Source organism: Methylobacterium sp. Leaf89, from assembly GCF_001422215.1.
Lineage (GTDB): Bacteria > Pseudomonadota > Alphaproteobacteria > Rhizobiales > Beijerinckiaceae > Methylobacterium.
Genome location: NZ_LMML01000004.1, coordinates 302666 through 324960, shown reverse-complemented (window position 1 = coordinate 324960; position 22295 = coordinate 302666). Strand labels below are relative to the sequence as shown.

At 69.4% G+C, this 22295-nt stretch carries 20 protein-coding genes and 2 tRNA genes; 19 read left to right on the top strand and 3 right to left on the bottom strand.

The window, feature by feature from the left end; translation table 11 throughout:
* Nucleotides 1–121 precede the first annotated feature (121 nt).
* The 6 genes from ASF18_RS02905 (at nucleotide 122) to rsgA (ending at nucleotide 7468) form a co-directional block, all read left to right on the top strand.
* Nucleotides 122–195, top strand: a tRNA-Cys gene (locus ASF18_RS02905).
* A gap of 273 nt (nucleotides 196–468) precedes the next feature.
* Nucleotides 469–1119 carry a protein-L-isoaspartate O-methyltransferase gene (locus tag ASF18_RS02900; RefSeq protein ID WP_056349255.1) on the top strand — a complete coding sequence of 217 codons (651 nt, stop codon included), beginning with the start codon at nucleotides 469–471 and terminating at the stop codon, nucleotides 1117–1119.
* Nucleotides 1120–1418: 299 nt separating this feature from the next.
* Nucleotides 1419–2786: a TolC family outer membrane protein gene (locus ASF18_RS02895; RefSeq protein WP_244472546.1), complete on the top strand. Its 1368-nt coding sequence runs from the start codon at nucleotides 1419–1421 to the stop codon at nucleotides 2784–2786.
* Between the two features lie 189 nt (nucleotides 2787–2975).
* The gene (locus tag ASF18_RS02890) at nucleotides 2976–3581 is read left to right on the top strand and encodes a DUF2497 domain-containing protein (protein WP_082486980.1); all 606 of its coding nucleotides are present in this window, start codon (nucleotides 2976–2978) and stop codon (nucleotides 3579–3581) included.
* A 115-nt stretch (nucleotides 3582–3696) separates the two neighbouring features.
* Nucleotides 3697–6429: a valine--tRNA ligase gene (locus tag ASF18_RS02885; RefSeq protein WP_056349250.1), complete on the top strand. Its 2733-nt coding sequence runs from the start codon at nucleotides 3697–3699 to the stop codon at nucleotides 6427–6429.
* A gap of 40 nt (nucleotides 6430–6469) precedes the next feature.
* Nucleotides 6470–7468 (top strand): ribosome small subunit-dependent GTPase A, encoded by a 999-nt coding sequence (rsgA, locus tag ASF18_RS02880; protein ID WP_056349248.1) that lies wholly within the window; start codon nucleotides 6470–6472, stop codon nucleotides 7466–7468.
* A gap of 10 nt (nucleotides 7469–7478) precedes the next feature.
* Here rsgA and purD read toward each other — a convergent pair whose 3' ends face one another.
* Nucleotides 7479–8762, bottom strand: a complete 1284-nt coding sequence (purD, locus tag ASF18_RS02875; RefSeq protein WP_056349245.1) for a phosphoribosylamine--glycine ligase — start codon at nucleotides 8760–8762, stop codon at nucleotides 7479–7481.
* Between the two features lie 445 nt (nucleotides 8763–9207).
* On the opposite strand from purD, the gene xseA reads away from it, so the two are divergent.
* The 11 genes from xseA to ASF18_RS02820 all read left to right on the top strand — a co-directional run bounded on the left by xseA (nucleotide 9208) and on the right by ASF18_RS02820 (nucleotide 19829).
* Nucleotides 9208–10929: an exodeoxyribonuclease VII large subunit gene (xseA, locus tag ASF18_RS02870; protein ID WP_082486975.1), complete on the top strand. Its 1722-nt coding sequence runs from the start codon at nucleotides 9208–9210 to the stop codon at nucleotides 10927–10929.
* 172 nt (nucleotides 10930–11101) lie between these two features.
* Nucleotides 11102–11329, top strand: coding sequence for a DUF4170 domain-containing protein (locus ASF18_RS02865; protein ID WP_056212940.1), 228 nt, complete (start codon nucleotides 11102–11104; stop codon nucleotides 11327–11329).
* A 135-nt stretch (nucleotides 11330–11464) separates the two neighbouring features.
* A complete protein-coding gene (locus tag ASF18_RS02860) occupies nucleotides 11465–12409 on the top strand; it encodes a ribose-phosphate pyrophosphokinase (RefSeq protein WP_055959118.1) in 945 nt (314 codons plus the stop codon).
* Nucleotides 12410–12596: 187 nt separating this feature from the next.
* Nucleotides 12597–13307: a cell cycle transcriptional regulator TrcR gene (locus ASF18_RS02855; RefSeq protein ID WP_056212942.1), complete on the top strand. Its 711-nt coding sequence runs from the start codon at nucleotides 12597–12599 to the stop codon at nucleotides 13305–13307.
* Nucleotides 13308–13643: 336 nt separating this feature from the next.
* Nucleotides 13644–15374, top strand: coding sequence for a 30S ribosomal protein S1 (rpsA, locus tag ASF18_RS02850; RefSeq protein ID WP_056212944.1), 1731 nt, complete (start codon nucleotides 13644–13646; stop codon nucleotides 15372–15374).
* Nucleotides 15375–15825: 451 nt separating this feature from the next.
* Nucleotides 15826–16812: a signal peptide peptidase SppA gene (sppA, locus tag ASF18_RS02845; protein WP_056212946.1), complete on the top strand. Its 987-nt coding sequence runs from the start codon at nucleotides 15826–15828 to the stop codon at nucleotides 16810–16812.
* 46 nt (nucleotides 16813–16858) lie between these two features.
* The gene (gene ihfB / locus ASF18_RS02840) at nucleotides 16859–17170 is read left to right on the top strand and encodes an integration host factor subunit beta (RefSeq protein ID WP_056212948.1); all 312 of its coding nucleotides are present in this window, start codon (nucleotides 16859–16861) and stop codon (nucleotides 17168–17170) included.
* Between the two features lie 34 nt (nucleotides 17171–17204).
* Nucleotides 17205–17579, top strand: a complete 375-nt coding sequence (locus ASF18_RS02835) for a LapA family protein (protein WP_056212950.1) — start codon at nucleotides 17205–17207, stop codon at nucleotides 17577–17579.
* Nucleotides 17580–17610: 31 nt separating this feature from the next.
* Entirely contained in the window at nucleotides 17611–18252 is a 642-nt protein-coding gene (locus ASF18_RS02830; protein WP_056349242.1) for a phosphoribosylanthranilate isomerase, read from the top strand.
* A 147-nt stretch (nucleotides 18253–18399) separates the two neighbouring features.
* Nucleotides 18400–19641: a tryptophan synthase subunit beta gene (trpB, locus tag ASF18_RS02825; RefSeq protein WP_056271872.1), complete on the top strand. Its 1242-nt coding sequence runs from the start codon at nucleotides 18400–18402 to the stop codon at nucleotides 19639–19641.
* A gap of 111 nt (nucleotides 19642–19752) precedes the next feature.
* Nucleotides 19753–19829 (top strand) — tRNA-Met (locus ASF18_RS02820).
* 56 nt (nucleotides 19830–19885) lie between these two features.
* On the opposite strand, the gene ASF18_RS02815 is transcribed toward ASF18_RS02820, so the two are convergent.
* Complete coding sequence (locus tag ASF18_RS02815; RefSeq protein ID WP_056349239.1) at nucleotides 19886–20143, bottom strand: hypothetical protein; 258 nt, start codon at nucleotides 20141–20143, stop codon at nucleotides 19886–19888.
* A 228-nt stretch (nucleotides 20144–20371) separates the two neighbouring features.
* Nucleotides 20372–21397 carry an IS110 family transposase gene (locus tag ASF18_RS02810; protein ID WP_056349236.1) on the bottom strand — a complete coding sequence of 342 codons (1026 nt, stop codon included), beginning with the start codon at nucleotides 21395–21397 and terminating at the stop codon, nucleotides 20372–20374.
* Between the two features lie 285 nt (nucleotides 21398–21682).
* Between ASF18_RS02810 and ASF18_RS02805 the strand changes: the two genes are divergently transcribed.
* Together ASF18_RS02805 and ASF18_RS02800 are read left to right on the top strand one after the other, a co-directional pair.
* Nucleotides 21683–21970: a transposase gene (locus ASF18_RS02805; RefSeq protein WP_280138917.1), complete on the top strand. Its 288-nt coding sequence runs from the start codon at nucleotides 21683–21685 to the stop codon at nucleotides 21968–21970.
* A gap of 58 nt (nucleotides 21971–22028) precedes the next feature.
* On the top strand, nucleotides 22029–22295 hold a 267-nt coding region (locus ASF18_RS02800; RefSeq protein WP_056349233.1), incomplete at its 3' end, for a transposase.

Sequence of the window (22295 nt, the reverse complement as noted above, 5' to 3'; positions counted from 1 at the left end):
TTTGCAGAGATCGTTCAAAGGCCGTTGCCCTCACGCGGGGGGCTCTGCTAGAGACCGCTCTCCCCGAGCCGGCCGCCCGGACGGGGGTCGCCGGACGAGCCCCTCGGGGCGGTGCGACAGAGGCCTCGTGGCGGAGTGGTTACGCAGAGGACTGCAAATCCTTGTACGGGGGTTCGATTCCCTCCGAGGCCTCCAACTTTTCTATTGCCGGCGCGGCCGGCGTCCCATTCGACGAACGAGATCCCGCCGGTACCGGCGCCAAGTGTTCGGCGGCCCGGGTGGACAGAAACGATCGCCGCGGCCGAGGCCCGGAAGATCCGCTCCTGCGTGTCAGCGGGGCACCTCCGGGAACCTTGCGTTTTCGCCATCGATCCACGACAACCCGCAAGCTTCGGCGTGGCCGCCCGGCCGCCCGGAAGGACAGAGCGGCGCCCGGCGCCGGCCCAGGGTCGAGGGAAGACGGCATCCATGCTCGATTACGCGCAGGCACGACGCCTCATGGTCGATTGTCAGTTGCGGACCTTCGACGTGAACGACGTCCCGGTCCTCGACGCCTTCGGAGAGGTCGCCCGCGAGCGTTTCGTGCCGCCGGGCCGCGAGGACTTCGCCTATATCGACCAGACCCTGCGGCTCGGCCGGACGGGCCGCGCGATGCCGGCACCGATGCTGCTCGCCCGCATGATCCAGGCCCTGGCGATCCAGCCGGGCGACACCGCCCTCGATGCCGCCACGGGCTACGGCTACGGCGCCGCGATCCTCGCGCAGCTCGGTGCCGACGTCGTGGCCCTCGAGTCCGATGCCGATCTCGCGACGGGCGCCCGCGAACGCCTGACCGGCCTCGACCGCGTCACGGTCGTCGAAGGACCGCTCGAGGCCGGCGTCCCGCAGAGTGCACCGTACGATGCGATCCTGGTGAACGGCCGCGTGGAGACGCGTCCGCAGCCCCTTCTGGACCAGTTGAAGAACGGCGGTCGCCTCGTCTGCGTGATGGGCCGGGACCGGGCCGCGAAAGCGACCCTGTTCGTGCGGGCCGGCGACGCCTTCGGCGCGCGCCCCCTCTTCGATGCCGCGCTCCCGGCCCTGGGCGCCTTCGCGGACGCGGTCGATTTCGCGTTCTGACCTCCGCAGAGCTGCCAAAAGGACCGCTTCGTCGCCATCGATACCGTGGAACGGAGACCGGTTTCGCGCACCGCATGCCTCGGAGGTAACCCGAAAGGAGTGTCGCTTTTTTGCGGCACCCCTGACGGATTCACGCAATGCACAGCAAGCGGCCGGTGCTCTGCCGGTCAAGGTCGGGTAGTCTCCGCATCGAGGCGGGCAACCCGGTATCGCGCCCAGGCGCGGCGGCCTTCTGCGAGGCCGTCCGGTTCATCGAGAAACCGCAAGGGCTGATGAGCGTGAGAGATTCGAAACCTGCGATGCGCACGAGGCTTCGGCCGGCCGGCCTCGCCGTATTGGCGGTCGCCCTGGCGAGCCCGGCCGGTGCCGAGACGCTGGAGAGCGCACTCTCGCGGGCGTACGCCGCCAATCCGACTTTGAATTCCGGCCGCGCCGGCGTGCGCGCCACCGACGAGAACGTCGCGCAAGCCAAATCCGGTTATCGGCCCACCGTCAGCCTCGATGCCGATATCGGCCTCGCACAGACGGACGGCCAAGTCTCGAGGGTTCGTCTCAACCAGGTCACGAGGCCAGGGGGTGCGGGCCTCACCGTCAATCAGACCCTGTTCAACGGCTTTCGCACCGACAACCAGACCCGTCAGGCGGAATCGGACGTGCTCCGCGTCCGGGAGGCGCTGCGTGCCACCGAGATGAACACGCTGTTCAACGCCGCCCAGTCCTACATGTCGGTCCTCAGCGACACGGCGAACCTGGAGCTGCGCCGGAACAACGTCGAGGTGCTCGAGGAGCAGCTTCGCCAAACTCGCGACCGCTTCAACGTCGGTGAGGTGACCCGCACCGACGTCGCCCAGGCCGAGGCCCGTCTCGCCGGCGCGCGCTCCGACGTCAGCGGCGCCGAGGCGACCCTGCGCGCCAGCATCGGCACCTACCGCCGCTACATCGGCGTGGAGCCGCGCCAGCTTGCCCCCGGCCGCCCCCTCGACCGCTACGTTCCCGCCAGCCTCGATGCCGCGATCAATATCGGCCTCAAGGAGCACCCGCAGATTCTGTCGTCCCTCCACCTCGTCGATGTGGCCGAGGCCCAGGTGAAGGTCCTGGAAGGCGCGCTGTACCCGACCGCCGGCCTGCAGGGCTCGGTCCAGCAGCGCTACGACAGCCAGTTCCCGGGCGACAACGCGGTCAGCGCCTCGATCGTCGGGCGCCTGTCGATCCCCCTCTACGAGGGCGGCCAGACCTACTCGCAGATCCGCCAGGCCAAGGAGACGGTCGGCCAGCGCCGGCTCGATGCCGAGGACACCCGCGATCAGGTCCGCTCGGCCATCGTGACGGCCTGGGGCCAGCTCGAGGCCTCCAAGGCCCAGGTCATCGCCTCGCAGGCGCAGGTGCAGGCCAACGAGGTGGCTCTGAACGGCGTGCGCGAGGAGGCCCGCGTGGGCCAGCGCACCACCCTCGACGTGCTGAACGCGCAGCAGGAGTTGCTGAACGCCCGCACGAACCTGATCGTCGCCCAGCGCAACCGGGTGATCTTCTCCTACGGGGTCGTCCAGGCGATCGGCCGCCTGACGGTGCGCTTCACGGCGCTGCCGGTGGCGGTCTACAGCCCGAAGGAACACTTCGATCAGGTCAAGGACCTCTGGTACGGCGTGCGCACACCCGACGGACGCTGAGGTTCGGCGACCACGCGGTCGCCGCAATTCGCGCTGTGCCGCCCCGGCCGGCGCAGCCGTACCTCAGAGTCTCACGGCGGCGCGCGCTTATCCCGTGCCGTGCAGCGGCCGGCGCTTGTGTCGGGGCGGGAGCATGAAATACTCGCCGCACGTCGCAACCGTTTCCCCCAGATCCCGAGCATCGTCCGGATGAGTGCAGCGAGCCCCAAGGTGTCGGACAAGGCGCAGGAACCCTCCATGGAGGAGATCCTGGCGTCGATCCGGCGCATCATCGCCGACGATCAGATCGCCAAGGCCGAGGTGGTCCCGCCGCGGGCATCCGCCCTGCAGCCCGAGAACGACGATGTCCTGGACCTCGCCGAGGTCGCCCAGCCCGTCCGCAAGCCCATCTCCCTCGACGAGCCCGAGATCGCGTTCCGCAAGGAGCCGATCGAGGACGGGCAGATCGACTTCGATGCGATCTCCTTCGACGATGACGAGCCGGAGCTGGAGCCGCTGCCGCCTCTCCGTGCCGCTGCCCCCATCGAGCCGCCGCGTCCGGCTCCCCAGTCCGCGATGCGCGAGCCGGAGCCGACACCCACCGAGCGCCTGACCTCGGCCGTCACGGATGCGAGCGTCGCCCAGGCCTTCCACATGCTCTCGAACACGGTGATGAGCAGCCAGGCCCGCACCCTGGAGGACCTCGTGCAGGATATGCTCCGGCCCATGCTGAAGGGCTGGCTCGACGAGAACTTGCCCGGCATGGTCGAGCGTCTGGTGCGCGCCGAGATCGAGCGGGTGGCTCGGGGCCGCTGAGGCCCGAACGCGGTCGCAGAGCCGAATCGCGGGGCTCGCGTGTTGACGCAGGGGGCCCGACGGGTTGAAAGCGGACCAACCTCCGCTTTCCCCGATCAGTGACCCGACCCCGCCCATGATGGACAAGACCTTCGATCCCGCCGCCGTCGAGGCGCGCATCGCCGCCACCTGGGAATCGGGCGAAGCCTTCAAGGCCGGGCGCCCCGAACGGGCCGGGGCGAAGCCCTTCACCATGGTGATCCCGCCGCCGAACGTGACCGGCAGCCTCCATATGGGGCACGCCCTCAACAACACGCTGCAGGACATCCTCTGCCGCTTCGAGCGGATGCGCGGCCGCGACGTGCTCTGGCAGCCGGGCACCGACCATGCCGGCATCGCCACCCAGATGGTGGTGGAGCGCCGCCTCGCCGAGGCGAACGAGCCGGGCCGGCGGGAGATCGGCCGCGCGGCCTTCGTCGAGAAGGTCTGGACCTGGAAGGCGGAATCGGGCGGTGCGATCGTCAACCAATTGAAGCGCCTGGGCGCTTCCTGCGACTGGTCGCGGGAGCGCTTCACCATGGGCGTCTCGGGGGCGCCGGACGACCAGATGGTCCGTGCCGTCACCCGGACCTTCGTCGACCTCCACGCCCAGGGCCTGATCTACCGCGACAAGCGCCTGGTGAACTGGGATCCGAAGTTCCAGACCGCGATCTCGGACCTCGAGGTCCTGCAGGTGGAGGTGAAGGGCCATCTCTGGCACTTCGACTACCCGGTCGTCGACGCAGGCGGCACCGAGACCGGCGAGATCATCACGGTCGCCACGACCCGGCCCGAGACCATGCTGGGCGACACCGCGGTGGCGGTCCATCCGGAGGACGAGCGCTACACCCATCTGGTCGGCAGGCGCGTGCGCCTGCCCCTGGTCGGGCGCCTGATCCCGATCGTCGCGGACAGCTATTCCGACCCGGAGAAGGGCACGGGTGCCGTCAAGATCACGCCCGCCCACGACTTCAACGACTTCGAGGTCGGCCGTCGCGCCGGCTGCACGCCGATTAACATTCTGGATCCGGAAGCCCGCATAAGCCTCGACGGCAATGCGGCTTTCCTAAGCGGTTCGGATCCCGAACCGGAGGCCCTGGCCCTGCACGGCCTCGACCGATTCGAGGCGCGCAAGCGGGTCGTCGCCTTGATGGAGGCGCGCGAGCGCCTGCGTCTTACCGAACCGAACACCCACGCGGTCCCGCACGGCGACCGCTCGAACGTCGTCATCGAGCCCTACCTCACGGACCAGTGGTACGTGAACGTGAAGCCCCTGGCCGAGCGCGCCCTGCAGGCGGTGAGTGATGGAAAAACCCGTTTCGTGCCCGAGAATTACGAGCGGACCTTCTTCCAGTGGCTCGAGAACATCGAGCCCTGGTGCATCTCGCGCCAGCTCTGGTGGGGCCATCAGATCCCGGTCTGGTACGACGAGGCGGGCGGCATCTACGTGGCGATGAGCGAGGCGGAGGCGCAAACCCAGGCCGATGCGAAGCGCGGGGCGCCGGTGCCCCTGCGTCGGGACGAGGACGTCCTCGACACCTGGTTCTCCTCCGCCCTGTGGCCGTTCTCGACGCTGGGCTGGCCGGACGAGACGCCGGAGCTCTCGCGCTACTATCCGACCGACACGCTGGTCACCGGCAAGGACATCATCTTCTTCTGGGTCGCCCGGATGATGATGCTCGGCCTCCACGTCACCGACCGGGTGCCGTTCTCCACCGTCTACCTGCACACGCTGGTGCGCGACGCCTCCGGCGCCAAGATGTCGAAGTCGAAGGGCAACGTCGTCGACCCGCTCGGACTCATCGACCAGTACGGGGCCGACGCCCTGCGCTTCACCCTTGCGGCGATGGCGGCCCAGGGGCGCGACATCAAGCTCGCGGTGAACCGGGTCGAGGGCTACCGCAACTTCGCGACGAAGCTCTGGAACGCTTCCCGCTTCGCCGAGATGAACGGCTGCGCCCTGCGAGCCGACTACCGGCCGGAAAACGCCGGCGAGACCCTGAACCGCTGGGCGCTCGGCGAGGCCGCCCGGGCGGTCGCCGAGGTCACGGTAGCGCTCGAGGCCTACCGCTTCAACGACGCGGCCGCCGCGGCCTACCGCTTCGTCTGGAATATCTTCTGCGACTGGTACCTGGAACTGGCCAAGCCCGTGCTCCAGGGGGAGGGCGTCGAGGCCGCCGCAAAGGCCGAGACGCAGGCCACCGTGGCCTTCCTGATCGACCAGATCGCCAAGCTGCTGCACCCCTTCATGCCCTTCCTCACGGAAGAGCTCTGGGCGATCAAGGGCGCAGACCTGCCGGAGCGGGGCCTGCTCGCCCTTGCGCCCTGGCCGGATCTGGCCGCCCTTAACGACTCGGCCTCGGAGGCCGAGATCGGCTGGCTCGTCGACCTCGTCTCGGAAATTCGCTCGGCCCGCTCCGAGACCAGCGTGCCGGCAGCGGCGCAGATCCCCCTCGTGGTGGTCGGCGTCGATGCGGATCTGCAGGCCCGGGCGACCCGCTGGGGCGACACCCTGGCGCGGTTGGCGCGGCTCTCCGAGATCCGCTTCGAGGCGGTCGCGCCGAAGAACTCGGTGCAGCTCTTGGTGCGCGGCTCGGTGGCGGCCCTGCCGCTGGAGGGCATCGTGGACCTGGCCGCAGAGGTCGCCCGCCTGAAGAAAGAGGCGGCGAAGGCCGGCGCCGAGATCGCCAAGATCGAGGGCAAGCTCGGCAATGCCGACTTCCTCGCCCGCGCCCCCGACGAGGTGGTGGACGAGCAGCGCGAGCGTCGGGATGCAGAAACCGCCCGCCTGGAGAAGATCACGGAGGCGCTGGCGCGGCTCGCCGCTTGAGCGGGTCGCAAGCCTTCGGCGCGCGGCTGGGTCGCGCGTCGTGACGGTCGCCCACACCCTGGCCGAACTCGGCTGGTCCGCCTTCTTCGCGGACCAGCGCCGGCCCGACGAGGCGGCCCTCGTGCCCCAGCGCGTCGCCACCGTGCACCGCGCCCGCATGGGCGCCCTCGCGGAGGCGGGGCGGCTCAAACTCATGCTGCCGGCCCACACCAACACCGGCGACTACGCGGTCGGGGACTGGGTCCTCGTCGAGGCCGGCACGCAGATGCTGCGCCGACGCCTGGACCGTCGCACCGTGCTGGAGCGGCGGCGGGAAGGCAGCGCCACGCCGCAGCTCGCGGCGGCCAATGTCGACGCGCTCTTCATCGTCACGTCCTGCAATGCGGACTTCAATCCGACGCGGCTGGAGCGCTACCTTGCCCTCGCCAACCAGGGTGGCGCCGAGCCGGTCATCGTCCTGACCAAGGCGGATGTCTGCGAGGATGCGGAGCGCTATCGCCGCGAAGCCGAGGCCCTGCAGCGCGATCTCGCCGTGGTGCTGGTGAACCCCCGCGAATCTGGAGCAGCGGCGCGGCTCGGCCCCTGGTGCGGCCCCGGCCGCACCGTGGCGGTGGTCGGCTCTTCGGGGGTCGGCAAGTCGACCCTCGTGAACACCCTGGCGGGCCCGGGCCACGCGGCGCCGCAGGCGACGGGGGGCATTCGGGAGCATGATGCGAAGGGCCGGCACACCACGACGAGCCGCTCGCTCCATGCCATCGCGGGCGGCGGCTGGGTGATCGACACGCCCGGGATCCGCTCGCTCCAGCTCGGAGATGCGGCCGAGGGGATCGACACCCTGTTCGCCGAGATCACCGAGCTGGCTCCCGCGTGCCGCTTCCGCGACTGCACCCATGCCCACGAGCCCGGCTGCGCCGTGCAGGACGCGGTGGCCGAGGGACGCCTCGACCCGGAACGGGTGGCGCGCTGGCGCATCCTGCGGGCCGAGAACCGGGGCAACACGGTGGTGCCCACCGGCCCCCGCGGCAACAAGCGGCGCTGACCGCCGAACCTCAGATCCCGCCGCCCGCGACCTCGCGGGCGACGGCGCGGCGGCCGATATCGCGCCGGCAGAAGCCCTCTGGCCAGTCGATCCGGGCCACCGCCGCGTAGGCGCGTGCCTGGGCCTCCATCATGCTCTCGCCCAGGGCCGTGACGGCGAGCACCCGGCCCCCGTCGGCGAGCAGGCGCTCGCCCTCGGCGCGGGTGCCGGCCTGGAACACCAGGACCTCGTCGCTCACGCCCGCGGCCTCGATCCCGCGGATCTCCGAGCCGCGCAGAACCGCTCCGGGATAGCCGGCCGCCGCCATGACCACCGTGAGCGCGGCGCGCCGCTCGTCGAATTCAAGGCTAATCCCGGACACGTCGCCCTCGCAGGCAGCCAGCAACGCCGGTACGAGATCGGAGGCGAGGCGCGGCATCAGCACCTGGGCCTCCGGGTCGCCGAAGCGGGTGTTGTACTCGATCAGCTTCGGCCCGTCGGCAGTGAGCATCAGCCCGGCATAGAGGATGCCGGTGAAGGGGATGCCCCGCGCACGCATGCCGTCGAGAGTCGGAGCGATGATGGTCTCCATCACCTCCCGCTCCAGGGCCGGGGTCAGGATGGTTGCGGGCGAGTAGGCGCCCATGCCGCCCGTATTGGGACCGCGGTCGCCGTCGAAGACACGCTTGTGGTCCTGGGCCGTGCCCACCGGGACCGCGCGGGTGCCGTCGCACAGGGCGAAGAAGCTCGCCTCCTCGCCGAACAGGCATTCCTCGATGACGATCTCGGCGCCGGGCTCCTCGAACAGAGCCCGCACGGCGTTCTCCGCCTGCTCGCGGGTCTCGGCCACGACCACACCCTTGCCGGCAGCCAGACCGTCGGCCTTCACCACGATGGGGGCGCCCTGCGCGGCGAGGTAGGCCAGGGCCGGCTCGAGAGTTTGGAAGCGCGCGAAGGCGGCGGTGGGGATGCCGACTGCGGCGCACAGGTCCTTGGTGAAGCCCTTGGAGCCCTCGAGCTGGGCGGCGGCCTTCGTCGGGCCGAACACCCGGACGCCCGCAGCCTGCAGGTCGTCGACGAGGCCCGCCACCAGGGGGGCCTCGGGCCCGACCACCACGAGGCCGATGCGTTCGCCCGAACAGAAGGCCCGCACGGCGGCATGGTCGGACACGTCGAGCTCCGGGCGGTTCTCGCCGAAGGCGGCCGTGCCGGGATTGCCCGGTGCGGTGAACAGGCGGGTGCAGAGGGGGCTCTTGGCGAGGGCGAAGGCGAGGGCGTGCTCGCGCCCGCCCGAACCGATGAGGAGGATGTTCATGAGGGGTGATGTTCCCCAAAAGCCGTTCGTTGAAAAGTCCGATTCGCCGTCGACACTCGCGCTGTGCACGGGAAGCGGTCCGCGAACCAGGTTCGGCCTCCGTGTGTTCTCGGACTTTCCGCATGGAACGAACCGCTTCGGACGACGTTGTGAGGATTATGCCAGGCTGTCGCAAATCCGTTCCGTTTTTGGTGGCGCCGACTCCTTCCCGGAGTGTCAGCCTCGCGCATTACGTCACGCACGGACGCGTTCCCGTGCGCGCCTGCAACGACAACGGCAACCTCGACAATCTGCCGATCTGGCGCATGGCCCTGGCGATCTGCGCCGTGCCCGTGGCATCCGTGCTGGTCATCCTCTCCATCCTGATGTGATGCGCCGGGTGTGACTTGGAGCGGCGCGGCCGATCCCTTTACCTGAGGCGACGCCGGCCCTAGCGTCCGCCGCCATGGCCGTTCCTCCTCCGCCCGCCAAAGCCGCCTCCGGATCCGGACCCGTCTCCAACGTGCCGGAATGGTCCGTCGGAGACCTTGCCTCCGCGCTGAAACGGACGCTGGAGGATGCCTTCGGTCACGTCCGCCTGCGCGGGGAGATCTCGGGCTTTCGCGGCCAGCACAGCTCCGGCCACGCCTACTTCTCGCTCAAGGACGGCAGCGCCCGGATCGACGCGGTGGTCTGGAAGGGCACCTTTAACCGCCTGCGCCAGCGGCCTCAGGAAGGGCTCGAAGTGGTTGCCACCGGGCGGATCACGACCTTCCCGGGCAAATCCTCGTACCAGATCGTCATCGAGACCCTGGAACCCGCCGGCGTCGGGGCCTGGATGGCGCTGTTGGACGAGCGCAAGCGCGTGCTCGCCGCCGAGGGCCTGTTCGCGCCCGAGCGCAAGCGGCCGATCCCGTACCTGCCGCGCGTGGTCGGCGTGGTGACCTCGCCCACCGGCGCCGTCATCCGCGACATCCTGCACCGGCTCGCGGACCGCTTCGCCCGGCCGGTCCTGGTCTGGCCCGTGCGGGTTCAGGGGGAGGGGGCGGCCGAGGAGATCGCGGGGGCGATCCGGGGCTTCAATGCGCTGGCGCCCGGCGGCGCGATTCCCCGGCCCGACGTCCTCATCGTGGCGCGGGGTGGCGGCTCGATCGAAGATCTCTGGGCCTTCAACGAGGAATGCGTGGTGCGGGCGGCCGCGGACTCGACGATCCCGCTGATCTCCGCGGTGGGCCATGAGACCGACACCACCCTGATCGACTTCGTCTCCGACCGCCGGGCTCCGACCCCGACGGGGGCCGCCGAGATGGCGGTTCCGGTGCGGGCCGACCTCGTCGCCGCAGTGGTCGATCTCGGACGGCGCCAGCGTGAGGCGGTCCAGCGTCGCCTCGACCGGGAGCGCAGCGACCTGCGCGCCCTGGTGCGGGCGATGCCGGACGTCGACGCCTTCCTGGCGGCCAAGCGCCAGCGCCTCGACCTCGCCGAAGCGCGGCTCGGCCCGGCGCTGGCTGGCAACGCCCGGGTGTTCCGGCTGCGCGTCTCGCACCTCGTCGAGCGCTTCGCCCGGCATCCGCCCACCCTGGCCCTCGCCCAGGCGCGGGGACGCGTCGCCCGCATCGGCGACCGTCCCGGCGCGGCCCTGCGCCACGACATGGCGCGCAAGGGGGAGGGGCTGTCCTATCTCGGTCGCCGCCTCGTCATCGCCCGGGCGGGAACGGTGAGCCGCGCGCGGGCGGAGCAGGTCCGCAGCCGCGATCGCCTCGACGCCCTGCAGGCGCGGCTGGTCCGGGCCGGGATCCGCTCGACGGAGCGCCGCGCCGACCGCCTGGCAGGCCTCTCCGGCCTCCTCGGCTCGCTCGGCTACCGGGCCGTCCTGGCCCGCGGCTACGCCCTGGTGCGCGATGCCGACGGGCGGGCGATCCGCGCGGCGGCGCAGGCCGCGCCGCACATGACCCTGGAATTCACAGACGGTTTCGTCGAGGTCGCGCCGCGCGACGCCGCGGCCCCCGCCGCGGCGGATCCCCCGAAGGCCGCGCGGAAGAAGAGCGCCCCGACCAAGACCGCCCCAACCAAGACCGCCGCGACCAAGGAGGCAACCAAGACCGCCCCGACGACGGCTGCCGGGACGGCGCCGCCGGCGGACGTCCCGGCGCCCCTGGCCCGGCAGGGAAGCCTGTTCGACCTCTGAGGACCGGTTGCCGGGCGGCAACGCCTGTGCACCGTGGCCGGCGGGGAGGGGGCCTGCGTGTTGCGCGGCACGCGGATCGGGTTGACGAACCCGGCGGCGTTTGCGACCGCACCGGCGGCACGCCTCGTGCCTTCCGGGATGGCGCCGGATCCGGGCGGAAGGAGATGCGGGAATGACGACGACGATCGACAGCGCACAGAGACTGCATCTCGTCTTCGGGGGCGAATTGGAGAGTCTCGACGGCGTGAATTTCCGCGACGTCAAGGATCTCGACATCGTCGGAATCTTTCCGGACTACGCCTCGGCCCAGACCGCCTGGAAGGCCAAGGCACAGTCGACGGTTGACAGCGCCCAGACGCGCTACTTCATCGTGCATCTGCACCGGCTGCTCGAGCCCTGATGTGCGAAACCTAACTTCGGAACGGACGTGAAGGCATTGTGACGCCGGGGTTGCGGCTGTTATGCAGCGCCGCAACGACGGCCTCAACCTCGGCACGGGCTCGGCCCTCCAGGATCGCGAGATGAAGACCCCGGCATGAAGTCCTCGATCAAGATCATCGCCGGCAACGCGAGCCGCCCCCTGGCCGAGGCCATCGCGGCCTACCTCGAATTGCCCTTGGCCAAGTGCATGGTGCGGCGCTTCGCCGACATGGAGATCTTCGTCGAACTCCAGGAGAACGTGCGCGGCGAGGACGTGTTCATCGTCCAGTCGACCTCGTTCCCGGCCAACGATCACCTGATGGAACTGCTCATCATGATCGACGCCGCGCGCCGCTCCTCGGCGCGGCGCATCACCGCCGTGATCCCGTATTTCGGCTATGCCCGCCAGGACCGGCGCACCTCGGGCCGCACCCCGATCTCCGCCAAGCTCGTGGCCAACCTCATCACCGAGGCCGGGGCCGACCGCGTGATGACCCTCGATCTCCATGCCGGGCAGATCCAGGGCTTCTTCGACATCCCCACCGACAACCTGTTCGCCGCCCCCGTGATGGTGCGCGACATCAAGGAGCGCCTCGACCCCCGAGACTGGATGGTGGTGTCGCCGGATGTCGGCGGCGTCGTCCGCGCCCGTGCCATCGCCAAGCGCATCGACGCGACCCTGGCCATCGTCGACAAGCGCCGCGAGCGTCCGGGCGAGTCCGAGGTGATGAACATCATCGGCGAGGTCGAGGGACGCTCCTGCATCCTCGTCGACGACATCGTGGATTCCGGCGGCACCCTGGTGAACGCCGCCGAGGCCCTCCTGAATGCCGGCGCCAAGGACGTCTCCGCCTACATCACGCACGGGGTGCTCTCGGGCGGCGCGGTCTCGCGCATCGCCGCCTCGCGGATGAAGGAGCTCGTCATCACCGACTCGATCCAGCCGACCCAGGCGGTCAAGCTCGCCCGCAACATCCGGGTCGCCACCATCGCGCCGCTCCTGGGCGAGGCCATCGGCCGGACGGCGACGGAATCCAGCGTGTCGAGCCTCTTCACCTGACGCGCGCGTCCCGGATGTCCGGGACCAGCGGATCGCAATTGCGCTGACCCCATCGGAACCTGTATAGACGGCGCTTCCCTATTGCAGCGTTGAGACGGGATGCTGCCGGCCAGTCGAGGCCGGAGCGAGCGACGCCCTGTCGGCGGCGCCCCGGACCCGTCCCGCACGAACCAGTTGGAGTAGCCCGATGTCGCAAGGCCCGCTGATGCCGAAGGCCACCGCCGTATGGCTGGTGGAGAACACCTCGCTGGCCTTCGAGCAGATCGCCGATTTCTGCAAGCTGCACCCCCTCGAGGTAAAGGGGATCGCCGACGGCGAGGTCGCCGCGGGCATCAAGGGCCTCGATCCGATCACTACCGGCCAGCTCACCCGCGACGAGATCGAGAAGGCGCAGAAGAGCCCCAACTACAAGCTCAAGGTCGCGGTCTCGAAGGTGAAGCTGCCCGAGGTCAAGCGCACCACCAAGGGGCCGCGCTACACGCCCCTCTCCCGCCGCCAGGACCGGCCGAACGCCATCCTCTGGCTGCTGCGCAACCACCCCGAGCTCAAGGACGCGCAGATCATCCGCCTCGTCGGCACCACCAAGTCGACGATCCAGCAGATCCGCGAGCGCACCCACTGGAATTCCGGCTCCCTGCAGCCGATGGATCCGGTGACCCTCGGCCTCTGCACCCAGATCGACCTCGATTTCGAGGTTCAGCGCTCGGCCAAGGACCGTCCGGCCAACATGCCGGTGGATGGCGGCGCGACGCTGCTGCCGACCGAGGTGTCGACGGCCACGGACTACACCGAGGCCGACGCGCATCACCGCAGCGCCCGCGACGAGAAGCTCAACGCCGATTCGGTGTTCGCGAAGCTCAAGGGCATGCGCAGCACCGAGGACGACGACGAGGACTGAGGCGCCCCGCACGCGCCGCGCCGACCGATCCCCGTGGCCCCGCCGCGGGGATTTTTCGTTTCCGGGCTCCGGGTCGGAGGGCCGGCAGCCAGTTGCCGGATGGTCGGCAATCCGCTATGCAACCGGCGTTCTCCGAATGGATTCCACGAGGCTCGGCCGTCCCGCCGGGCCACGCTCCGTTTGGAGGATCGCTCTCGACCATCGTTTGAGAATGCGTCGGCCCTCCTCCGGGAGGTTGAGCCCGTCGGGTCCGTGACCCCGGGTGGCGACGTCGAGGGTGTCCCGTCACACGAGCCGCCGATGCCGGCCTCCCGATGAGGCCTGTCAGGAGACAGAATGACCGCTGGTAACGCCCTGCAGCGTAGCCCGAGCCGCGACGATTTCGCCGCTCTTCTCGAGGAGTCCTTCCTCGAACACGAGATCACCGAAGGGTCCGTCGTCAAGGGTCGCGTCGTCGCGATCGAGAAGGACGTGGCCGTCATCGACATCGGCGCCAAGACGGAAGGCCGTGTCGCCCTCAAGGAATTCAACGGCCCCGGCCGCGAAGGCGAACTCGCCGTCGGCGACGAGGTCGAGGTCTATGTCGACCGCATCGAGAATGCCCTCGGCGAGGCCGTCATCTCGCGCGACAAGGCGCGCCGCGAGGAGAGCTGGGTCAAGCTCGAGAAGGCCTTCGAGGCCAACGAGCGCGTCACCGGCGCGATCTTCAACCAGGTCAAGGGCGGCTACACCGTCGACCTCGACGGCGCCGTGGCGTTCCTGCCGCGCTCCCAGGTCGACATCCGCCCCGTGCGCGACGTCACCCCGCTGCTGGGCACCCCGCAGCCGTTCCAGATCCTCAAGATGGATCGCCGCCGCGGCAACATCGTCGTGTCGCGCCGCACCGTCCTCGAGGAGAGCCGCGCCGAGCAGCGCTCCGAGCTGGTGGCCAACCTCGAGGAAGGCCAGGTCATCGACGGCGTCGTCAAGAACATCACCGAGTACGGCGCCTTCGTCGATCTCGGCGGCATCGACGGCCTGCTCCACGTCACCGACATGGCGTGGCGCCGCGTGAACCACCCGTCCGAGGTCGTGACCATCGGCCAGACGGTCAAGGTCAAGATCATCAAGATCAACCACGAGACCCACCGCATCTCGCTCGGCATCAAGCAGCTGCTGGCCGATCCGTGGGAGGGCATCGCCCAGCGCTACCCGGTCGACGCCAAGCTCAAGGGCCGCGTGACCAACATCACCGACTACGGCGCCTTCGTGGAGCTGGAGCCGGGCATCGAAGGCCTGATCCACGTCTCCGAGATGTCCTGGACGAAGAAGAACGTCCACCCGGGCAAGATCGTCTCCACCTCGCAGGAAGTGGAAGTGCAGATCCTCGAGGTCGATCCGGTCAAGCGCCGCATCTCGCTCGGCCTCAAGCAGACCCTCCAGAACCCCTGGGAGGCCTTCGCCGAGCAGCATCCGGTGGGCTCCGAGGTCGAGGGCGAGGTCAAGAACAAGACCGAGTTCGGCCTGTTCATCGGCCTCGACGGCGATGTCGACGGCATGGTCCACCTGTCGGATCTCGACTGGAACCGTCCCGGCGAGCAGGTCATCGAGGAGTTCAAGAAGGGCGACATGCTGCGCGCCCAGGTTCTCGACGTCGACGTCGAGAAGGAGCGCATCTCGCTCGGCGTGAAGCAGCTCGGCGGCGACCCCTTCACGGAAGCCGGCGACCTCAAGAAGGGTCAGATCGTGACCTGCGAAGTGGTGGACGTGAAGGATTCGGGCGTCGACGTGAAGATCGTCGACACCGACCTGACGACCTTCATCCGCCGGGCCGAGCTCGCCCGCGATCGTGGCGACCAGCGCCCCGAGCGCTTCGCCGCCGGCGAGAAGTTCGACGCCCGCGTGATCCAGTTCGACCGCAAGGCGCGCCGGGTCCAGCTCTCGATCAAGGCCCTCGAGATGGCCGAAGAGAAGGAGGCGATGGCCCAGTTCGGTTCGACCGATTCCGGTGCCTCGCTCGGCGAGATCCTGGGCGCGGCCTTCAAGAAGGCCCGCACCAGCGACGACAAGGACGAGTCGCAGGACTGATCCGTCCCGCGTCTCCCCCGGTCCCTTGGGACCGGGGATCCTCGCAGACTCCATCGACGCCCGCGCGGGATCGCCTCCCGCGCGGGCGTTTTTTCGTGCGCGGACCCCGTTCCCCCGGAGCCGCGCGGAGCCGCCGCCAGCCCCTTGTCGGTCCGTGTCCGGCAAGGCTAGAACACGAGCCCGTGACGGATCGGGCGCGGCCTCACGCCGGAGGACGCGTGAGGCATCCAGGGCCGGGATGTGTCGAAGCCGATCGCTGCCAAAGGCCGATAGCTGCCAAAGGCTTGATGCAAATCGGCGGGGAGTGTGGGACAAGGTTCGGCGCGCAGGCGGAGGCCGGCGCGTACCGGCCGAGCGTTCGGACCTCGGCGCCGGGAAACCCGGCGTCCAGACCCTGGCGTCCGGAAACATCAGCCGGCCGAGCCGGCACGTGAGGGAGCGTAACCAGCGCATGGCCGCGGATGCCGAACTTCTGATCGATCGCCGGCGCCTGCGCCGCAAGCTCTCCCTCTGGCGCGTCCTCGGGATCGGCGGTCTCGTGGTCGCGGTCGGCGCGGTCGGCCTGCGGGTCCGCAGCGGCGGCGAGGCCCTGGGCCTCGGCAGCGTCCGTCCGCAGATCGCCCGGATCTCGGTGGGCGGCTTCATCGCCGGCAGCGAATCCACCACCAAGCTGATCGCGCGCGTCCGCGACGCGAGCGCCGTTCAGGGCGTCGTGGTGTCGATCTCCTCGCCGGGCGGCACCACCACGGGCTCCGAGGAACTCTACCGCAACCTGCGGGCGCTCGCCGAGAAGAAGCCCATGGTGGCCTTCGTCGACGGCACCGCCGCCTCCGGTGCCTACATCGCGGCCATCGCCGCCGACCACATCGTCGCCCGCGAGACCGCACTGGTCGGCTCCATCGGCGTCCTGTTCCAGTATCCGGACCTGTCGGGCCTCCTCGACAAGGTCGGGGTCAAGGTCGAATCCGTGAAGTCGGCCCCCCTCAAGGCCGAACCGTCGGGTTTCACGCCCACCTCGCCCGAGGCCCGCGCCGCCCTCGCGGCGGTCGTCGGCGACACCTATGCGTGGTTCAAGGGGCTCGTGGCCGACCGGCGCAAGATGACCGAGAAGGAACTCGCCACCGTCTCCGACGGCCGGGTGTTCAGCGGCCGCCAGAGCGTGCCCCTGAAGCTCGTCGACGGTCTCGGCGGCGAACGGCAGGCCATCGCCTGGCTCGAATCCGAGCGCGGCGTGGCCAAGGACCTGCCGGTGCTGGACTGGAAGCCGACGGCCAAGAGCGATTTTCGCCTGTGGTCCGCCCTCGGCCTCGGGGCCGACCTCGTCGGGCTCGACGGCGTCGCGGCGCGTCTGCGCCAGGTCGGCGACGAGACTGCGGGATTGGCCCAGGGCGGACTCCTGGTCCTCTGGCGGCCCGGGCCCGCGGACGCCGCCCGCTGAGGGTTCGCGCCACCCCATTCGTGCATGACTTCGTGAAGGCCCTCGCATGATCAAGTCGGAGCTCGTGCTCAAGATCGCCGAGCAGAACCCGCATCTCTACCAGCGGGACGTCGAGACCCTGGTGAACGCGATCCTGGATACCATCGCGGATGCCCTGGCCCGCGGCGACCGGGTCGAGCTGCGCGGCTTCGGGGCCTTCTCGGTGAAGCGCCGCGATGCGCGGCGCGGGCGCAACCCGCGGACGGGTGCGGCCGTTGCCGTCTCGGAAAAGGCCATCCCCGTGTTCAAGACGGGCAAGGAGATGCGCCTGCGCCTCAACGAGGCCGGTATCGGGGACGGGGCGGCCGCCGCGTCCTGATCCGCCCCGTCCCCAACGCTCGGAGTTCCTCTCGATGATCCGCTTCCTCAAGGGCTTGGTGCTGCTTCCCGTGGCGATCCTGGTGGTCGCCTTCGCGGTGGCCAACCGCGACGTGGTGCGGGTGTCCTTCGATCCCGTCTCGCCCGACATGCCGGTGTTCAGCGCGGCGCTGCCGCTCTACCTGCTGCTGTTCATCGCGGTGGCGATCGGCGTCCTTCTGGGCGGCTGCGGCGCCTGGCTCGGGCAGGCGGGCACCCGCCGCACCAGCGCCGCGCGCCGCCGCGAGATCCGCCGTCTGGAGAGCGAGACCGCCCGCCTGAAGACCTACGCGCCGGCGCCGACCAACGAGGGTCCGAACGGCATCTACCGCAACGCCCCCGACCGCGTCGCCCTGCCGGCGCCGCACTGAGGCCGGCGGCACGCCCCGAGCCGCGGCACCCATGGCGACCATCGCGATCAAGATCTGTGGGCTGAGCACGGCGGCGACCCTCGACGCCGCCCTGGAGGCCGGCGCCGATCTCGTCGGGTTCGTGCATTTCCCCAAGAGCCCCCGGCACGTGGACCTGGAGACCGGCCGTGCCCTCTCGGCGCGCGCGAAGGGCCGGACCGAGCGGGTGGTGCTCCTCGTCGACCCGGACGACGCTGCTTTGGCGGCCGCCGTCGCGGCCCTCGACCCCGAGTGGATCCAGCTCCACGGGCACGAGACGCCGGAGCGCGTCGCGGCCATCCGCGCCGTGACCGGTCGCCGGGTGATGAAGGCCGTCGGCGTCGCCACCTCGGCGGATCTCGACGCGGTCCCCCTGTATACGGGGGTGGCCGACCGCATCCTCCTCGACGCGAAGGCGCCCCCGGAGGCCCTGCTGCCCGGCGGCAACGGCCATGCCTTCGACTGGGATCTCCTCGACGGCGCGGTCCTGCCGGCGGATTACATGCTCTCGGGCGGCCTCACCCCCGGCACCGTGGCGGCGGCGCTCGCCCGCACCGGCGCGCGCGCCGTCGACGTGTCCTCGGGCGTCGAGACCCGGCCGGGCGAGAAGTCGCCGGACCGGATCGCCGCCTTCATCGCGGCGGCCCGGGGCTGAGGGGGCAGGGGGCTCCCGGCCGGGGACCCCTCGCTTTCCGCGCCCAAAGGCCCGGATTTCGCGATTCGACGCGTTGGCCGCATTGTCGCCGCCCCCCGCGCGGGTCTAGGCCTATCGACAAACGCAGAGCTGACAAGGACCATGCCCGTGACCATCGCTCCCCCTCCGAACTCGTTCCGCAACGGCCCGGACGAGCGCGGCCGCTTCGGCATCTTCGGCGGACGCTTCGTGGCCGAGACGCTGATGCCGCTGATCCTCGACCTGGAGGCCGCCTACACGGCCGCGAAGGCCGATCCGGCCTTCCAGGCGGAGATGAACAGCCACCTGACCCACTATGTCGGCCGGCCGAGCCCGCTCTACTACGCCGAGCGCCTGACGGAGCACCTGCGCGCGCAGGCCGCCCCGGGGCAGGGCGCGAAGATCTTCTTCAAGCGCGACGAGCTGAACCACACCGGCTCGCACAAGGTGAACAACGTGCTCGGCCAGATCATGCTGGCCCGCCGCATGGGCAAGCCGCGCATCATCGCCGAGACCGGCGCCGGCCAGCACGGCGTCGCCACCGCCACCCTCTGCGCCCGCTTCGGCCTGAAATGCGTGGTCTACATGGGCGCCGTCGACGTGGCGCGGCAGGCGCCCAACGTGTTCCGCATGAAGATGCTGGGCGCCGAGGTGGTGCCGGTGCAGTCCGGCACCAAGACCCTCAAGGACGCGATGAACGAGGCCCTGCGCGACTGGGTCACCAACGTCGCCGACACCTTCTACTGCATCGGCACGGTGGCGGGCCCGCACCCCTACCCGGCGATGGTGCGCGACTTCCAGTCGATCATCGGCCGCGAGACGAAGCAGCAGATGCTCGAGATGGAGGGCCGCCTGCCGGATTCCCTCGTCGCCTGCATCGGCGGCGGGTCCAACGCCATGGGCCTGTTCCATCCCTTCCTGGACGATCCCGAGGTCGCGATGTACGGCGTAGAGGCGGCGGGACACGGCATCTCCAGCGGCCTGCACGCGGCCTCGCTGTCGGGCGGCAAGCCCGGCGTGCTGCACGGCAACCGCACCTACCTGCTCCAGGACGGCGACGGCCAGATCGCGGACGCGCATTCGATCTCGGCCGGCCTCGACTATCCGGGCATCGGCCCCGAGCACGCCTGGCTGCACGAGGCCGGCCGCGTCACCTACCTCTCGGCGACGGATCAGGAGGCGCTCGACGCCTTCAAGCAGTGCTCGATGCTGGAAGGCATCATCCCGGCCCTGGAGCCGGCCCACGCCCTCGCCAAGGTCGGGGAGCTGGCCCCGCAGAAGCCCCAGGATCACCTCCTGGTCGTCAATCTCTGCGGACGTGGCGACAAGGACATCCCCCAGGTCGCCGAGATCCTCGGCACCCGACTCTGACCTTCACGCGGGGCTGGCCATTTTCCCCGGTCCGACCCCGTTGACACGTCACGGCGGGGTTCCCTATACCGCCGATCTCATCGCGGCCACGATCTTCGGCGGCCGCGGTCTGGCGGGGTAGCTCAGCTGGTTAGAGCAGAGGAATCATAATCCTTGTGTCGGGGGTTCAAATCCCTCCCTCGCTACCAAGATTTAAGCCTGCTAGGTCAATGACTTAGCGGGCTTCTCTGTTGGGTGTTTCAGGTCAAGAGGGATTATCGCCAACCTGCTCTCGTCCGTGTTGGCGGATCAATTCGTTCAGGGCGTCTTCGTCGGATTCAAGGTCTTCCGTGCCTTTGAAGCGCGAGAACTCGACGTGACCATCCTCGAAGCCATCGATCCCCAGGCGCTCGCCGACTACAGTGACGGTGATCATCACAGTGTCGTCGCGGTGCCGGTCCACCCGGAACCATAGCCCCTGCTCTTCGAGGAGGCGCAAGATTCGGTAGAGCGGATGGGTCAAGGAGACCTCCTGTCCTTCAGGGCGATCTTAGCTCGACTGTCCCACCAGGTCTCTGGCTTCTCTCCGAAGTCGGCACACCGGCCGCTTCATGGTTGGGTCCGACAGGAGGTGGATCAAGCTTTTTCGCGAAGTCGCCCGAAGGCCCTTCAACCCGCCCGCGATCTCACCGACCTTCGGTCCCTGGAGGGACACCGCTCCGCCTCGCGGCGGATTTCTACGACAGGTCGATTACGCCATCGCCGCCTCGATGCGGAACGGCGTTCCATCGACCCACATCCGGTGGAGGATCACCGCCAGCCGCCGTGCCACCGCGACCCTGGCCTTGGCCGTCCCGCGACGCTTGGCGAGCTTCAGGCCCCATGCCTTCAGCGGCGAAGGCTTCGAGCCCGGCCGCAGCAGCACCAGGGCTGCCTCGAACAGCGCGGCGCGTAGGGTCTCGTCGCCGTTCTTGGTGATGGGCCCGCGCCGGTCCAACTCGCCCGACTGGTGGGTTCGCGGCGCCAGTCCGAAGTGCGCGCCGACCGCGCGGGACTGGCGGAAGCGGGCCGGCTCGTCGACCGCCGCGCGATAAGTCAACGCGACGAACGGGCCGACACCGGGCGCACTCATCAGCAGGCGGCAGGGCTCGTCCGCGCGAGCCAGCGCCAGCATCCGCTTGTGTAGGAGCACGTATTGCTCGCGCACCACGCGGCGCACGGTCAGCATCGGCTCGATCACGGCGATCAACCCGGCTCGGCCGTCCGTCAGTTCGCGGATGCGTTCCTCGTAGCGGGCGCGGGTCACGGTCCCGACCTTCAGGCCGAAGTTGCGCAACAGCCCCCGGATGCTGTTCTCGATGTCCATGAGCTTGGCCTGCAAGGCCCGGCGCCCGCCGAGCAGGGCACGGATCTCCTGGCTGGCCAGGGTCTTCACGTGAACCGGCTTGTAGAGGCCGACCCGCATCATCTGGGCGATGCCGCGCGCGTCGTTGCGGTCGGTCTTGTTGACCTGAGCGCTCAGCACCGCCTTGGCGTGACGCGTCTCGATGCACACCACCGGCAGGCCCGCCTTCGCCAAGCCGGCATAGAGCCACTGGCAGAGCGGACCGGCCTCGATCCCGACCCGCCCGTAGGCCAGACCGCGACCGCCCAGAAACGCCACGATGGCTTCCGGCTCGCTCTCCACCTTGCCCTCGCGCACGACCTGACCGGCCGCGCTCAGGATGCAGATGCTCGTGCTGCGCACCGAGACATCGAGGCCGACATAGTGGTCCATCGCTCATCTCCCTGATCCGCCTGGGCTAGATCGGAGAACCGTAAGTCCCACTCCGGTCACCGTCACACCCGCTGCGTCGGACACGGCGGGAGCCCAATGACCCATCCTTTTTCTTGTCTCCCGGCGGCGCGACGAATTTCTCTGTACCGACTTGGTCCCGAGTCGGTCGCGGCGCATGTCTTCCGGGGTTCCATTCCTTCGGTTCGACGTCAGCCTCCGTGGAACCGATTGAGGGTCTTCACGAACGGAGGAGGGCTGGTTCATCGTAGCCCCTGAGGAGCGACGATGAAGCAGCCATCCGGACCAGCCAAGACGCCGGTAGAAGCGGTGATCAAGGATATCCACCGGACCACCCGTCGTCAGTTATCCTCCGAGGAGAAGATCCGCGTGGTGCTGGAAGGCTTGCGCGGCGGGGACAGCGTCGCCGAGTTGTGCCGCCGTGTGGGGATCGCCGCCTCGTTGCATTACGGCTGGTCCCAGACGCTCAAGACCCGCATCCTGCTCGAACACGCCGACTTTCCCGGCGAACTCGAAGCGCGGATCGAAGGCTTCGTCGAGCATGACATGACCTGACCGGCTGGCTTTGGACCGGGCTGATTGAGAGGATCAGCGTGGACCAGAGGAGTTGGGGATGAAGCGAGGACAGAAGCCAAGTGCGGAGCAGGTCGTGCTGATGTTGCGCCAGATCGAGGTGCAGACGGCCCAGGGAAAGAGCATCGCCGTCGCATGCAAGGAAGCGGATGTCTCCGAGCAGAGTTACTACCGCTGGCGTAAGGAGTACGGCGGCCTGAAGGTCGATCAAGCCAAGAAGATGAAGGATCTGGAGCGCGAGAACGCTCGATTGCGGCGGCTGGTAGCCGACTTGTCCTTGGAGAAACAAGTTCTGGCGGACGTCGCC